Origin of the sequence: Robertmurraya dakarensis, from assembly GCF_900156875.1 — a bacterium.
Classification (GTDB): domain Bacteria; phylum Bacillota; class Bacilli; order Bacillales; family Cytobacillaceae; genus Robertmurraya; species Robertmurraya dakarensis.
In genome coordinates this window covers 2,257,704-2,273,115 of sequence record NZ_LT707409.1, presented here as the reverse complement: position 1 = coordinate 2,273,115, position 15,412 = coordinate 2,257,704, and the positions used below count along the sequence as shown (strand labels likewise).

15 protein-coding genes and 1 other annotated feature are annotated in these 15,412 nt (G+C 38.1%); all 15 genes read left to right on the top strand.

Annotated features, from left to right (window positions below; translation table 11 throughout):
- The first annotated feature begins 79 nt into the window (after positions 1-79).
- The 15 genes from CZ487_RS19860 to CZ487_RS19790 all read left to right on the top strand — a co-directional run bounded on the left by CZ487_RS19860 (position 80) and on the right by CZ487_RS19790 (position 15,280).
- Positions 80-2,254 (top strand): HD family phosphohydrolase, encoded by a 2,175-nt coding sequence (locus CZ487_RS19860; protein WP_077214015.1) that lies wholly within the window; start codon positions 80-82, stop codon positions 2,252-2,254.
- Complete coding sequence (gene ybeY / locus CZ487_RS19855; protein ID WP_077214014.1) at positions 2,251-2,721, top strand: rRNA maturation RNase YbeY; 471 nt, start codon at positions 2,251-2,253, stop codon at positions 2,719-2,721. Before CZ487_RS19860 ends, ybeY begins: the two co-directional genes overlap by 4 nt.
- Positions 2,699-3,082: a diacylglycerol kinase family protein gene (locus CZ487_RS19850; RefSeq protein WP_077214013.1), complete on the top strand. Its 384-nt coding sequence runs from the start codon at positions 2,699-2,701 to the stop codon at positions 3,080-3,082. The genes ybeY and CZ487_RS19850 overlap by 23 nt, the downstream gene beginning before the upstream one ends.
- A 219-nt stretch (positions 3,083-3,301) precedes the next feature.
- Complete coding sequence (locus CZ487_RS19845) at positions 3,302-3,700, top strand: cytidine deaminase (RefSeq protein ID WP_077214012.1); 399 nt, start codon at positions 3,302-3,304, stop codon at positions 3,698-3,700.
- Positions 3,693-4,616 carry a GTPase Era gene (gene era / locus CZ487_RS19840; RefSeq protein WP_077214011.1) on the top strand — a complete coding sequence of 308 codons (924 nt, stop codon included), beginning with the start codon at positions 3,693-3,695 and terminating at the stop codon, positions 4,614-4,616. Before CZ487_RS19845 ends, era begins: the two co-directional genes overlap by 8 nt.
- A 160-nt stretch (positions 4,617-4,776) precedes the next feature.
- On the top strand, positions 4,777-4,917 hold the full coding sequence (locus tag CZ487_RS19835) for a YqzL family protein (RefSeq protein ID WP_077214010.1): 141 nt from the start codon (positions 4,777-4,779) through the stop codon (positions 4,915-4,917).
- Between the two features lie 35 nt (positions 4,918-4,952).
- A complete protein-coding gene (gene recO / locus CZ487_RS19830; protein ID WP_077215403.1) occupies positions 4,953-5,708 on the top strand; it encodes a DNA repair protein RecO in 756 nt (251 codons plus the stop codon).
- A gap of 54 nt (positions 5,709-5,762) precedes the next feature.
- Positions 5,763-5,945, top strand: a binding site (T-box leader).
- Between the two features lie 64 nt (positions 5,946-6,009).
- Positions 6,010-6,900, top strand: coding sequence for a glycine--tRNA ligase subunit alpha (gene glyQ, locus CZ487_RS19825; RefSeq protein WP_077214009.1), 891 nt, complete (start codon positions 6,010-6,012; stop codon positions 6,898-6,900).
- On the top strand, positions 6,893-8,965 hold the full coding sequence (gene glyS / locus CZ487_RS19820; RefSeq protein WP_077214008.1) for a glycine--tRNA ligase subunit beta: 2,073 nt from the start codon (positions 6,893-6,895) through the stop codon (positions 8,963-8,965). Before glyQ ends, glyS begins: the two co-directional genes overlap by 8 nt.
- A 364-nt stretch (positions 8,966-9,329) precedes the next feature.
- Positions 9,330-9,965 (top strand): transcriptional regulator CcpN, encoded by a 636-nt coding sequence (locus tag CZ487_RS19815; RefSeq protein WP_077214007.1) that lies wholly within the window; start codon positions 9,330-9,332, stop codon positions 9,963-9,965.
- Positions 9,966-10,014: 49 nt separating this feature from the next.
- Positions 10,015-10,833 carry a pyruvate, water dikinase regulatory protein gene (locus CZ487_RS19810; protein WP_077214006.1) on the top strand — a complete coding sequence of 273 codons (819 nt, stop codon included), beginning with the start codon at positions 10,015-10,017 and terminating at the stop codon, positions 10,831-10,833.
- Positions 10,834-11,104: 271 nt separating this feature from the next.
- Positions 11,105-11,563 carry a YaiI/YqxD family protein gene (locus CZ487_RS19805; RefSeq protein ID WP_237562921.1) on the top strand — a complete coding sequence of 153 codons (459 nt, stop codon included), beginning with the start codon at positions 11,105-11,107 and terminating at the stop codon, positions 11,561-11,563.
- A gap of 31 nt (positions 11,564-11,594) precedes the next feature.
- A complete protein-coding gene (dnaG, locus tag CZ487_RS19800; RefSeq protein ID WP_077214005.1) occupies positions 11,595-13,412 on the top strand; it encodes a DNA primase in 1,818 nt (605 codons plus the stop codon).
- A 137-nt stretch (positions 13,413-13,549) separates the two neighbouring features.
- The gene (gene rpoD / locus CZ487_RS19795) at positions 13,550-14,674 is read left to right on the top strand and encodes an RNA polymerase sigma factor RpoD (RefSeq protein WP_077214004.1); all 1,125 of its coding nucleotides are present in this window, start codon (positions 13,550-13,552) and stop codon (positions 14,672-14,674) included.
- An 81-nt stretch (positions 14,675-14,755) separates the two neighbouring features.
- Positions 14,756-15,280: a hypothetical protein gene (locus CZ487_RS19790; RefSeq protein ID WP_077214003.1), complete on the top strand. Its 525-nt coding sequence runs from the start codon at positions 14,756-14,758 to the stop codon at positions 15,278-15,280.
- Positions 15,281-15,412: the final 132 nt, after the last annotated feature.

The window sequence follows — 15,412 nt, the reverse complement described above, 5'->3', positions numbered from 1 at the left end:
TATGATTTTTACATAATATAGGTAATACTCTTAATACTTGCTTATCTGACCAATATTTGCCAAGATAGGAGGGGTCAAAATGGATAAGCTGCAACAACAATTGGCCAAGGTTCGAAATTTATTAGATGTAACATTTTTTCGTGTACTGCTATTTATAATGCTGGGTATTGTGCTATATCTATCGATGTATAACAATGTAAAACCAGAAAAACTCAATTTAAACTTATTTTCTGTAGCGACGGAAACGATTCGTTCCCCCGTAACGGTTTCGGATAAAGAGAGTACGGAAAGAAAGAAAGAAGAAGCAGAAGCACAGGTGAAGGATGTATATGTATTAAAGACGGAGATCAATGAAAACCGGGTTGATTTGATTACATCAATCTTTGATTCTGCTATAGAAGTCAACAGGGATATAGAGAATGCCATGAAACCAGAAAACGCATCCGAAGACAATGAGTTTTCTAAGAATGATCCGCCAACCTCTGCTGAGAAGGTAACGATGCTGAAGGAGAAATTAACAGTTGATGTGGCGGAGGCCGTTTCTGATTCAACTTTTTTAAGTCTTGTAACCGCGTCGCCGGAAAACTTAGGAATAGCCAAAGATCTAACTGTTACGGCTATTCACAACATTATGAGAAACACGATATCGGCAGACCAGGTTGAGAATGGCAAAAAAAGAGTTGAGGAAGAATTAAAGTATACGAACTTAGATACAGGTTTGAAAAATGCTGCTGTAGAATTAGGGCGCTATGCCATTATGCAAAATGAGTTCTTCGATGTCGAAGCAACACAGGAACTGAGGCAGCAGGCTAGAGAAAGTGTAGACCCTGTAAAGATTCTCCAGGGACAGATCATTGTGGAAGAGAACCAGCTCATTAATCGCGAAATTTACCGGCAGCTAGAATTAGTAGGCCTATTGGATAATGAGAACTCTTATTTGCCTTTTATCGGTCTTCTCTTGCTAATTGGGATCCTGCTAGGTGCCTTGTACTATTATTTCTATGAAATGAATGTAAAGTCCGAAACGAAACAGACTTACTTATTGCTGTTTAGTATTATTTTTCTCCTTTCAATTATTCTGTTAAAAGGAATCAGCTTAATGCAGCAAATTGAATACTCAGAGATAGGATATGTCTTTCCGGCAGCGATGGGAGCTATGTTAATCAGAATTTTGATTGATGAGAGAATAGCCCTATTGTGGACCGCTATTATGGCTATCTGTGGAAGTATCATGTTTAATCAGGGAATTACCAGTTCTTTAAATGTAGAAGTGGGAATTTACATGCTGTGCAGTGGAATTGCCGCAGTTTTATATTTAAGCAAGCAAAACCAGCGGGCAAAGATATTGCAAGCGGGAGTTTTTATTTCTTTTGTAAACCTTGTGGTCATTTTTTCGTTAGTTCTTATGAAAAATGGACAATATAATGCGCTCGAATACTCCTTCCATTTTTTAGCTGCGTTTATTTCAGGGATTACATCTGCAGTACTAACGATGGGACTGCTTCCTTTTTTTGAAGCGGGATTTGGGATACTGTCAACAATGAGGCTGATTGAGCTTTCAAACCCTAACCATCCTTTGATACGCAAAATTCTCACTGAAGCACCCGGCACTTATCATCACAGTGTGATGGTTGCGAATTTATCGGAATCAGCTTGTGAAGCGATTGGTGCGAATGGTTTATTGGCTAGAGTGGGGTGTTATTATCATGATATTGGTAAAACGAATCGACCGCAGTTTTTTATCGAAAACCAAATGAATATTGATAATCCACATGACCGCTTGCCGCCGCAGACAAGTAAAAATATTATAATTGCACATGCCGTTGAAGGGGCGGAAATACTGCGTAAATACCGTCTTCCAAAGGAGATTATTGATATAGCGGAACAACATCATGGAACGACGCTGCTAAAGTTCTTTTACCATAAAGCCCAGCAAAATGGGCTGGAAGTTGACGAAAAGGATTATCGTTATCCTGGACCGAAAGCGCAGACAAAGGAAACGGCTATCATTGGAATTGCTGACAGTGTTGAGGCAGCGGTGCGCTCGATGTCAAGCCCGAACCCGGAGAAAATTGAAGGATTGGTTCGGAATATTATTGCCGATCGTCTGCAAGATGGGCAATTAAATGAATGTGACTTAACGTTAAAGGAACTGGAAATCGTTGCAAATACATTTTGTGAAACTTTGAAGGGAATTTTCCATTCACGTATTGAGTATCCAGAAATGTCAAAACAGAAGGTGAAACAGGCATGAGTTTAAATATAGACTTTTTAGATGAAACAGAACAATTAGATCAAACGCAAATTCAGAACCTTGAGAGACTCTTAAATTACGCTGCCGATCAAGAGGGAGTGGAATCTGAAAGTGAGGTTTCTGTTACATTTGTTACGAATGAAAGGATTCATGAAATTAATAAACAATATAGAGATAAAGATCAGCCTACAGATGTAATTTCCTTCGCACTAGAGGAAATGGGTGAGGGGGAAATTGAAGTCAGCGGAAGCGGAATGCCAAGGGTATTAGGGGATATCATTGTTTCGTTAGCGAAGGCTGAAGAACAGGCGAAAGAATACGGACATTCATTCGACCGGGAACTTGGATTTCTGGTTGTTCACGGCTTCCTTCATCTTTTAGGCTATGATCATATGGTAGAAGAAGAAGAGAAAATTATGTTCGAACGACAAAGGGTTATCTTAGATGAATTCGGACTACAAAGATAGGCGTCCATTTAGGGCAAAAGGAGTTATTCATTCATTTCAATATGCGTTAAAGGGCATAAAAACAGCTTTAGCAGAAGAAAGGAATATGAGAATCCATTTTTCCGTTTCAATTGCAGTAATTCTTCTTGGTTTGATAACAAAAATTACTGCCACAGAATGGCTTTTTGTGTTAATCGCTATTGGGGGTGTCTTTTCCCTAGAATTAATCAACTCGTCGATTGAAAGGGTTGTAGACTTAGTTACGAAAGAGTATCATCCATTGGCGAAGCAAGCAAAAGACCTGGCTGCAGGAGCTGTATTTATTTATGCGATCCTGTCCGTAATTGTTGGAATGATTATATTTCTGCCGAGACTTATTTAAAGGAGAACTCTTACAAAAGCAGTTCTCCTTCTTTTTTCATGAAATTTGAATCATGAACTAAAAAACAGTAAAATGACAATATCTTTCTTTGAAAAGGAAAGAATAATTATTAGAAAATTCAAACTTATTTATTACATTTTTGCAACAAACGATGAAATGATAAGATGATTAAGGTAAAATAAAAGAAGCGGTAGTCTTCTAAGGAAAGGAAGAATCTTTTTGGATCTCGGAAATTTGATACAAGAAGCAAAATTAGCAAGAGAAAAAGCTTATGTTCCATACTCTAAATTCCAAGTAGGTGCAGCACTTCTGACAACAGATGGCAAAGTGTATCGAGGCTGTAATATTGAAAACGCTGCCTATAGCATGGCGAACTGTGCAGAAAGAACTGCATTATTTAAGGCTTATTCTGAAGGAGATCGAGAGTTTGCAATGTTGGCAGTTATTGCAGATACAGATGGCCCAGTTGCGCCGTGTGGAGCATGTCGCCAAGTCATTTCAGAATTGTGCCCAAAAGACATGAAAGTCGTTTTGACGAACTTAAAAGGGGATATAAAAGAATTAACAGTAGAAGAATTACTCCCTGGAGCTTTTTCACCGGAGGACTTAAATGAATAAGGAACAAAGTAATCAAAATCAGCATAAATCAGGGTTTATATCGATTATTGGCAGGCCTAATGTGGGAAAATCAACTTTCCTTAATCGTGTCATTGGGCAAAAGATCGCCATTATGAGTGATAAACCACAAACAACGCGAAACAAAGTCCAAGGCGTTTTAACGACAGATGATGCACAGTTAATTTTTATTGATACACCAGGTATCCATAAGCCGAAGCATCGACTTGGCGACTTTATGATGAAGGTTGCGCAGAATACTTTAAAAGAAGTTGATATCGTTTTATTCATGGTTAATGCAGAAGAAGGGTTTGGACGTGGAGAAGAATTTATCATTGAAAAATTTCAATCGGTAAAAACTCCAATTTTTCTTGTTATCAATAAGATAGACCAAATCCATCCTGAACAATTAATCTCACTAATAGATTCTTATAAGGAAAAGTATCCTTTTGCTGAAATCGTCCCGATATCTGCATTACAAGGGAATAATGTAGAAAAACTACTTGAACAAATAAAAAAATACCTACCTGAGGGCCCGCAGTTCTATCCAGCTGATCAAGTGACAGATCATCCAGAAAGGTTTATCGTTTCTGAACTTATCCGGGAGAAAGCGCTGCATTTAACCAGGGAAGAGATTCCTCACTCCTTAGCGGTTGTTATTGAAAAAATGGAACGTGACGGCGAAAGAGATGTTGTTCATGTAATGGCTACTGTTATTGTTGAGAGAGACTCGCAAAAAGGAATCATCATTGGAAAACAAGGCAGTATGTTAAAGGAAATTGGTAAACGAGCACGTATTGATATTGAAAATCTTCTAGGATCAAAGGTATTTCTAGAATTATGGGTTAAGGTGCAAAAGGATTGGCGAAATCGTATGTCACAACTAAGAGATTTTGGCTTTCGTGAAGATGAATATTGATGTATCTCACACCCTTTTAAAATATTAATGGTTGTTCAAAATTATGCACGTTTTTGATTTACAATATTTTCGTCTCATGAATTCAATAAGACAGGGCTAAGATAAAGGTAAGGATTTGGGATAGAAATGCTAGTCGAAAATTTGAAAGGTGGGATTTTTGATGTTAGATTTTACCTGGAAAGTGTTTTCGCAAACAGGTAATATTGACATGTATCTTCTTTTTAAGGAATTAGAGAAGGAGAATCAAGAAATACCCGATGACCACGATGCAGAACTAGCAGAGGAGTTTCCATATCTCTAGGTTTTTGTCCTGTGAACAGGATGGTGACCAAGCAGATGCTTGAAAAATGTGAAGGCATCGTAATTCGCACAAACCATTATGGTGAAACAAATAAAGTTGTTACTTTATATACACGTGAGTGGGGCAAGGTTGGTGTGATGGCGCGTGGAGCTAAAAAGCCGAATAGCAGGCTGGCTGCTATCACCCAACCTTTTACATATGGATATTTCCTTGTTCAAAGAGGAAAGGGACTAGGAGGATTGCAGCAGGGTGATATGATATCCTCCATGCGTCATATAAAGGAAGATATATTTCTTACAGCCTATGCCAGCTATATTGTTGATTTAACTGATAAATCTTGCGAAGAAAAGAAGCCAAATCCTTTTTTGTTCGAACTAGTCCACCAAACACTTAATTATATAAATGAGGGCTATGACCCAGAAATATTGACCAATATTTTTGAAATGAAAATGTTAAACACAATTGGTTTATATCCTGTTCTTAATAAATGTGCTGTATGCGGCAGTGGAGATGGTAATTTCTCGTTTTCGATAAGAGAAAACGGCCTTATATGTCATAGATGTCTGCATAAAGATCCTTATCATTTTAAAATTTCGCAAGCGACAGTTAAACTTCTTAGATTGTTTTATTACATTGACTTATCAAGATTAGGAAATATCTCCGTTAAGGAAGAAACAAAGAGAGAATTAAAGCGGGTTATTTCAGCCTACTATGATGAATACTCTGGATTGCAATTGAAAACAAAAAAGTTCCTTAATCAAATGAATCAATTAGACAATTTAAGACAATAATATTGACAATGTGATTTTTTTTAGCTATGATTCAAATTAAATTAAATTAAAATGAATATTGCGTTGATGGAAAAGAGTACTTAGCAGCCTCTATACAAGCGATCCCAGGATGGTGCAAGCTGGGAAATAGAATGTTAAGGAAGGGCGTTCCTGAGCAATCGCCGAATTTACAGGCATATAAAGTGGCTGCTTCTTGCAGCAAATAGGGTGGAACCGCGGGTAACTCTCGTCCCTATGCTTCTACAGCATAGAGATGAGAGTTTTTTGTGCTGTGGAAAAATAAATGAAAGGATGGTAGATGATGAACATTCAAAATATGATTTTAACACTGCAAAAGCATTGGTCTGATCAAGGTTGTATTCTTATGCAAGCGTACGATGTGGAAAAAGGGGCGGGCACTATGAGCCCTTATACGTTCTTGCGGGCGATTGGACCTGAACCATGGAACGTTGCTTATGTTGAACCTTCCCGTCGCCCTGCTGACGGTCGTTATGGGGAAAATCCAAACAGGCTTTATCAGCATCACCAATTTCAAGTGATTATGAAACCTTCACCTGACAATATCCAGGAGTTATATTTGGATTCATTGCGAGCTTTGGGGATCAATCCATTAGAACATGATATCCGTTTCGTTGAAGATAACTGGGAAAACCCTTCACTGGGTTGTGCTGGATTAGGCTGGGAAGTTTGGTTAGATGGGATGGAAATTACGCAGTTCACCTACTTCCAACAAGTAGGCGGTCTGGAGTGTAAACCAGTATCAGTTGAGATTACATACGGAATAGAAAGACTAGCTTCCTACATTCAGGATAAAGAAAATGTATTTGACTTAGAATGGACAGATGGTTTTACAGTCAGAGATATCTTCCTTCAACCGGAATATGAACATTCAAAGTATACGTTTGAAACTTCCGACACGGACATGCTTTTTAATCTTTTTACTATCTATGAAAAAGAAGCGCATCGACAAATGGAGGAAGGGCTTGTACATCCTGCATATGATTATGTTCTAAAATGTTCTCATGCCTTCAATCTTCTAGATGCAAAAGGAGCGATCTCTGTTACAGAAAGAACAGGGTATATTGGCCGGTGCCGAAACCTAGCTAGAAAAGTAGCAAAGACCTTCTATGAAGAACGCGAAAAATTAGGTTTTCCAATTTTGATGGCGAAGGAGGAGAACAGCCATGAGTAAACGTGATTTGTTATTAGAAATTGGCCTAGAGGAAATGCCTGCTAGATTTGTAACAAGTTCAATTCAACAACTTGCGGAAAAAATGCAAGCCTGGCTGCAAGATAAGAAAATTAACTTTGATGATGTGCAAACTTTTTCTACCCCAAGAAGGTTAGCGGTATTAATACAGGGTGTTTCTGAAGCACAGGAAGACCTTCATGAAGAAGCAAAAGGACCAGCAAAGAAAATTGCCTTAACTGAAAATGGGGAATGGTCGAAAGCTGCTATTGGATTTACACGTGGTCAGGGAATGACGGTTGAAGATATATATTTTAAAGAAATTAACGGTATTGAATATGCGCATGTTCAAAAATTCATAAAAGGGTCGAAAACGGCTGACATTCTACCTGAAATTAAAGATATTGTTACGCATCTTACTTTCCCGAAAAATATGCGCTGGGCTGATCAGGATTTAAGATATATTAGACCGATTAAATGGCTGATAGCATTATTCGGTTCTGACGTTGTTCCGTTTGAGATTGCTAATGTCTCAACTGGAAAGATCACATACGGACATCGGTTCTTAGGTGATCGAGTAGAGATTTCCTCTCCAGAGCACTATGCAACAGAATTACTGCGTCAATATGTTATGGTTAATGCGAAAGAGCGGAAAGAAGCTATTGTTTCACAGTTAAAGAAGATTGAAGAAGAAAATAAGTGGAGCATTCCAGTTGATGAAGATTTATTGGAAGAGGTCACAAATTTAGTTGAATATCCAACGGCTCTTTTCGGGCGTTTTGAAGAGGAATTCCTTGAGCTGCCTGAAGAAGTTCTGATTACGTCAATGAAGGAACATCAGCGATATTTCCCAGTTAAATCCCAAGATGGAAAGCTTCTTCCATATTTTGTCACTGTTCGAAATGGAAATGACGAGCATATTGAAACAGTGGCAAGAGGGAATGAAAAAGTTCTTAGAGCTAGACTTGCTGATGCTGCGTTTTTCTATAAAGAAGATCAAAGAATGGACATTAACAAGGCGCTGGCAAAGCTTGAAACCATCGTTTATCACGAAGAAATAGGAACGCTTGCTGAGAAGGGCCAGCGCGTACGCAAGCTGACAAATCAACTTGCAGATTTAATGAATTTTCCTGATCAAGACAAAAAAGCGGCAGATCGTGCAGCTGAAATTTGTAAGTTTGATCTTGTGACAAATATGGTCTATGAATTCCCTGAATTACAAGGCTTTATGGGTGAAAAATACGCTCTGCAAAAGGGAGAAGAACCAGCAGTTGCAAAGGCAATTAATGAACACTATATGCCGCGTAACGCTGAAGATTCAACAGCTGGGTCAGAGGCCGGTGCTGCGCTGGCAATTGCCGATAAGCTTGATAGCATTGTGTCTACATTTGCTATCGGAAAAATTCCTAGCGGTTCGCAAGATCCATATGCCTTAAGAAGACAAGCAACAGGAATTGTTCAAACATTGATTAGTATGGATTGGGATATTCATCTTGAAAAGCTGATTAATTTAGCCGTTGAACTAGTTGAAAATGCTGGGTTTTCAAAGCTTGAAAATAATGAATTAAAGGATGAGCTTATTACGTTCTTTAAACTGCGCGTTAAACACGTGCTTCAAGAGCGAGGCATTCGCTATGACTTGATCGATGCGACGCTTGGAAGTGAACTTCATAGTGTTCCTTCATTAGTTCGCAAGGCGGATATTCTGAACTTGAAAAAAGAAGAAGAGGGCTTTAAGGAAAGTATGGAAGCTTTGAGCAGGGTGCTCAATATTTCTTCTAAAGCAGAGGGAGCTAAAAAAGTAGAAACAGATCTATTTGAGAATGAATATGAACATAACCTTTATAATAAATATCTAGAGGTGAAGACAACCATTTCAAATGGTGTGACAGAGGAAGACTACTATCGCCTACTTCTCTCTATGAAAGAAGACATCAATGCATATTTTGATCATACGATGGTAATGGCTGAGGATGAGAAGTTAAAGAATAATCGCTTAAGCTTCATGGCAAGCCTTGCTGACATGATTAAGAGTTTTGCAAATGTAAGAGAGATTCTCGTTAAGTAATAACGCTTAAAGAAGCTAAATAGGATCTATTAGGTTGTAGAGCCTGTCCCTTTTTGGGGATAAGGCTCTTCTCCCTAATAGGAGCTAAAAATAGTACTATTGTGACTCCCCTATTAGAGTGAAACTTCTTTTTCATTTTGGCTAATAAGTATATAATAATTAATATAAAGTATGTCTTATTCGTTTTTTCGAGATAAGCAATTATAACTTCTTGAATTTAGAAAGCGGTCTAGCTCCAGCGCCTACCCCCTCGAGGTCACAAGCCAATCCTCCCAGAAAGGTAAAGAACACCTTTCCGTGAGGCTTGTCTTGTGCTTGTCGGGGGTGAGCAAGGCGCTTGCGCTTTTCTTATTAGCAGTGTTAGGTGGTGAGTACAATAGAACTCAATAAAAGGCAAGAGCAGATATTAGAAATCGTTAAGGATAATGGCCCTATTACAGGAGAGCAGATTGCGGAAAGATTAAATTTAACAAGGGCCACATTGAGACCAGATTTAGCCATTTTAACGATGGCCGGTTTCTTGGATGCACGTCCGAGGGTTGGGTATTTTTATACTGGAAAATCAGGAGTGCAGCTGCTGACAGATAACTTAAATAAATTATTTGTAAGAGACTACCAATCTATTCCGGTAGTCATTAATGAAAATGTTTCAGTATATGATGCGATTGTTACGATGTTTTTAGAAGATGTGGGAACGCTATTTGTAGTAGACCAGAAAAATGTCCTGGCCGGTGTCCTATCAAGAAAAGACCTGCTTCGAGCAAGCATTGGTAAACAGGAGCTAAATACTCTTCCAGTTAATATCATTATGACAAGAATGCCGAATATTACGGTCTGTGAAAAAGATGATTTATTAATAGACGTAGCAAAAAAGTTGATCGAAAAACAAATTGATTCCTTGCCAGTAGTGAAAGAAACGGAAAAAGGCTTTGAGGTAATTGGCCGTGTAACAAAGACTAATTTAACAAAGGCTCTCGTAGCGCTGGCAACGGATCACTAAAAAGCACCAAGATTGCAGCGGATTAAATGTATGAGGGGATGAGTAAGGAATGGGAAATATGCCGATCATCTATGTCGTGTCAGACTCTGTCGGGGAAACAGCGGAGCTTGTTACAAAAGCTGCTGTTAGCCAATTTAATGGCAATAGCACAACCATTAAGAGGTTTCCATATGTAGAGGACATGACAGATATCGATGAAGTGATCTCGCTGGTTAAAATGGATCAGGGAATGATTGCTTACACGCTAGTTAAACCTGAAATGAGAGAATATATGAAAGAACTTAGTCAAAGAGAAGGAATTTACACTTGTGATATCGTAGGCCCATTAATAGATCAGATTCAACAAGCGAGCGGGAAAAAACCTCTCTTTGAACCAGGTCTCGTTCGGAAACTCGATGAAGATTATTTTAAAAAGGTTGAGGCAATCGAGTTTGCTGTTAAATATGATGATGGCCGGGATCCGCGCGGGATCTTAAAGGCTGATATTGTACTTGTCGGAGTCTCTAGAACGTCTAAGACACCTCTGTCACAGTACTTGGCACATAAACGCTTAAAAGTGGCTAATGTCCCTTTGGTACCTGAAGTAGACCCTCCAGAAGAGTTGTTCAAGGTTACAGCTGAAAAATGCTTTGGTCTAAAAATCAGTTCAGAGAAGTTAAACCAAATTCGCAGAGAAAGGTTAATTTCTTTAGGATTAAATGATACAGCGAGTTACGCCAATTTAGATCGAATTAAGGAAGAACTGACATACTTTGATCAAGTCGTTACCAAGATTGGCTGCCCGATTGTCGATGTCACCAACAAAGCAGTAGAGGAAACGGCTAATGTCATTTTAAATCACTACTACAAAAATATAGCGAGGAACTAGTGCAAGCTTTTTCATTGTGCTAGTTTTCTTTTTGTTCGAAAATAAAGTTGAATATGGGGAAAAAAATAATGGTAAATACCATATTTTTATACTATAATAAAAAATTGTGATAAAAATGTTCATTATAGGTTTAGACTTACATGTGAACGAATAAACTATTTATTGTTAGAAGTCAAGAATAGTACCCGAAAAAAATTCGACAAGTTCATAGTTCCCAAAAGTTATTCTTTTTTAGAAGGAATATGTGGAGTGATGTAGAATTAATAGTACATTGGGCAAACCAACTGTTGTTGTGGATGCAGATTCCTGTCCCGTAAAAGAGGAAATTGTCGAAATTGCTGGTGATTTTGGGGTTGAGGTTGTGTTCGTTGCTTCCTATGATCACGTCAAAAATGACTCATTGGGGGGAACCTGGCATTATGTGGACATTGGGAAAGAATCTGCAGACTTATTTATTATGAATTATGTAAAAAGTGGAGATATTGTAGTTACGCAAGATACTGGTCTTGCCTCCACACTGCTCCTTAAAAATGTAAAGGTCCTGCATCCAAGAGGGAATTTATATGAGGAGAAAGATATCCAATCTGCATTACATATGAGGTACCTTGCTGCTAAAGCGCGGCGAAGGGGACATTATGGGAAAGGACCAAAGCCCTATAGCAAAGAAGATATAGTAAGGTTTAAGAATTTTTTTATAAAACTTTTGTCGAAAAATGAAGGGGATCTTTAATTTTTGACGAATAAATTATGGAGTTGTTTTCATGGCGGAGCGAATTGCTGAAGAAAAAATCAATGAAATTCGCCAAGCTGTTGATATAGTTGAAGTAATTAGCGACTATGTACAATTAAAGAAACAGGGGCGAAACTATTTTGGTTTATGTCCATTTCATGGAGAAAATACACCTTCATTCTCTGTGTCATCTGATAAACAAATTTTTCATTGTTTTGGCTGCGGAGCAGGCGGAAATGTATTTTCCTTTTTAATGGAGCTAGAAGGTTACTCGTTCCAAGAGACTGCTGTCATGCTTGCTAAAAAAGCAAATATTGAACTAGATCTTCCGTCATCTTCATTCTCAAAGGAATCCTCAGTACCGAATGATTTTCAACTGATGGTCGAAGCACATGACTTATTACGTAAATTCTATCATCATTTACTTGTGAATACAAAAGACGGTCAGCATGCTTTAGAATACCTTCTGAATAGGGGATTTACGCTGGAGGCAATTGAAAAGTTTCAAATCGGATATGCTTTAAATTCATGGGATTTTGTTTTTAAATTTCTTTCAAAAAGAAATTATCAACCTGCCATACTTGAAAAGGCAGGATTAATCATTAAACGTGAAAAGGATGGAAGCTATTTTGATCGGTTTCGTGATCGGATCATGTTTCCTATTCTTGATGCAAAAGGAAATACGGTTGCATTTTCTGGAAGGTCACTCGGGGCCGGCGAGCCCAAATATTTAAATAGCCCAGAAACGGCAATCTTTAATAAAAGTAAAATACTTTACAATTTTCATTTAGCTAGGGCTGCAATTAGGAAATCCCGTCAAATGGTCCTTTTTGAGGGTTTTGCCGATTGCATTGCAGCTAATCGCGCTGGCATTGAAAATGGTGTCGCAACCATGGGTACATCTTTAACAGATGACCATGTGGTACTGATTCGCCGTAATGCCGAATCAGTAACGATTTGCTATGACTCTGACAATGCTGGGATTGAAGCTGCATACCGAGCGGCAACACTGCTTACGGAGTCCGGTACGCAAGTGAAAATTGCCGTCATGCCTGACGGGAACGACCCTGATGATTATATAAAAAAATATGGAACAGACAAATTTAATCATGAAGTAATTGGTTCTAGCCTGACCTTTATGGCTTTTAAGCTGCTTTACTTAAAAAGGGGAAAAGATCTTCAAAACGAAGGAAATCGGCTCCAATATATCGAAGAAGTATTAAGGGAAATTAGTCAGCTGGATAAAGCGGTTGAGCGGGATCATTATCTGCGACAGCTCGCATCAGAATTTTCGATTTCACTAGAAGCCTTAAAGGAACAACAAAAACAGATTTACTACGCAAATCGAAAAAACAATCGCGGAAAACAGGCTTCTGGATTGAACCAATCATTTGTACCGCAAAAATCAGCAGAACCGCTGAGACCTGCCTTTCATAATGCAGAAAGACGTTTAATTTCATATATGATGAGAGACCCTAATATCGCATATAAAGTACAGGACATGCTAAATGGTCATCCCTTTAATGTTGACGAACATCAAGCTATTATTACTTATTTATATGGATATTATGAAAAAGGAATGGAACCAGATCCGAGTCAGTTCATTAATTTTCTCGAAGACGATCATTTAAGAAGAATTGTGGCAAATATTGAGATGATGTCTATCAGTGAAGAGTTAACTGAACAAGAATTATCTGATTACATTAAGCAGGTGTTGAATCATCAAAAGATGTTAAAAATAAAAGAAAAAGAAGCTGAGGAGAAGGAAGCGGAGCGGCAAAAAGATTTTATTAAAGCGGCTCAAATCGCAATGGAAATTATTCAATTACGAAAATCTTTAAAAACATGAACTTCCATCAATACAATCGATTGTTAAGCTTAAAAAAGGTTGATATTGATGTTGATATAAGGCGATAGCATTTATTAGCTGCTCTGCCGTAATGAATAGGAAAAAGTTGTGTTTGTATTTTAGAAGGAGGGGTACATATGGCTGAAAAGTCAGCCCGTTCAAAAGAGGTTGATTCAGATTTGACCCTAGAACAAGTGAAGGATCAATTATTAGAAATTGGAAAGAAGACCGGCGTCCTAGCCTATGATCATATAGCGGAGAAACTCTCAAGCTTTGAGGTTGAATCAGAGCAGATGGATGAGTTCTATGAATTTTTGGGTGAGCAGGGAATTGACTTAGTTGATGATGCCGAAGATGAAGACCCAAATGTTCAAGAATTAGCCAAGGGAGAAGAAGAATTCGATTTGAACGATTTAAGTGTGCCGCCAGGAGTGAAAATTAATGACCCTGTTAGGATGTACTTAAAGGAAATCGGACGTGTGGATTTATTATCAGCAGAAGAAGAAATTAATTTAGCGGAAAGAATAGAAGAAGGCGATGAAGAAGCAAAAAGACGTCTTGCTGAAGCAAACCTGCGTCTTGTAGTAAGTATTGCCAAACGATACGTTGGACGCGGCATGCTTTTCCTTGATTTAATTCAAGAAGGGAATATGGGTCTTATCAAGGCTGTTGAAAAGTTCGATTATCGTAAAGGATTTAAATTCAGTACTTATGCTACATGGTGGATCCGCCAAGCTATCACAAGAGCCATTGCAGACCAGGCAAGAACGATCCGTATTCCGGTTCATATGGTTGAAACGATTAATAAATTAATACGTGTTCAGCGCCAATTACTACAGGACCTAGGAAGAGAACCAACACCTGAAGAAATTGCTGAAGATATGGATTTGACACCGGACAAGGTGCGGGAAATATTAAAAATTGCACAAGAGCCTGTTTCCCTTGAAACACCAATTGGTGAGGAAGATGATTCACACCTTGGAGACTTTATCGAGGACCAAGATGCCACTTCTCCTTCTGAGCACGCTGCCTATGAGCTGCTTAAAGAGCAGCTGGAAGATGTATTAGACACGTTAACAGATCGGGAAGAAAATGTCTTAAGACTTCGTTTCGGACTCGATGATGGACGAACACGCACGCTTGAGGAAGTCGGTAAGGTCTTCGGCGTTACACGTGAACGAATCAGACAAATCGAAGCAAAAGCGCTGCGTAAATTAAGACATCCAAGCAGAAGCAAACGTTTAAAAGACTTTTTAGAATAGGCATTGCCAGACGATAGTTTACTTCATACAATTGAAGTAAACTATTTTTTTGTAATTATTTACTTTGGAAGGAATAAAATTATGGACCATGACCGTAAAAAAATGATCATTCAAGAAATTTTATACTGGAAGGAAAATCGCATGCTTCCAGAGCAGTACTGTGATTATCTTTTAGCATTGTATACGGAAGGAAATCAGCCGACACAATCTTCCAAACCTAAGAGGAATCATCAAACTGCAATAAGTTTGCTGCCTTTAGTCTTAATTCCAATATCTGTGTTTTTTCTTTATTTTACAGAATTGTCTATCGATTTGCAAATAGGTCTTTCTATCATTTTTATGATAACAGGAATTATTTTTGTTTATTACTTTTCTAAAAAAGGAATGTTCTATCAAGTTCCGCTCGCAGTTACTGCGATGATATTGTTGCTATCAACTGTTGAATTAACGACAGCAATCTTTCCGGAAAGCGCAGGAATCCTGTATGCGGTACTAGTTGTTAACTGTTTGCTGTGGTTGTTAGCAGGATGGAGGCTGAAGCTGATTTATTTTTCGATATCAGGGACTTTAGGATTGGGACTCTTAATTATTTCTATTTTTATTTAAAAGTTAATGCCGTAAATGAAAGATTCACATACTTAAATCTTTGTTATAAAATATGTACTAAAATAATTTTAAAATAAATTTAGCTAATATTTTTTTTATATGATGTTAAAAATCTTAATAAGGCATATTAAA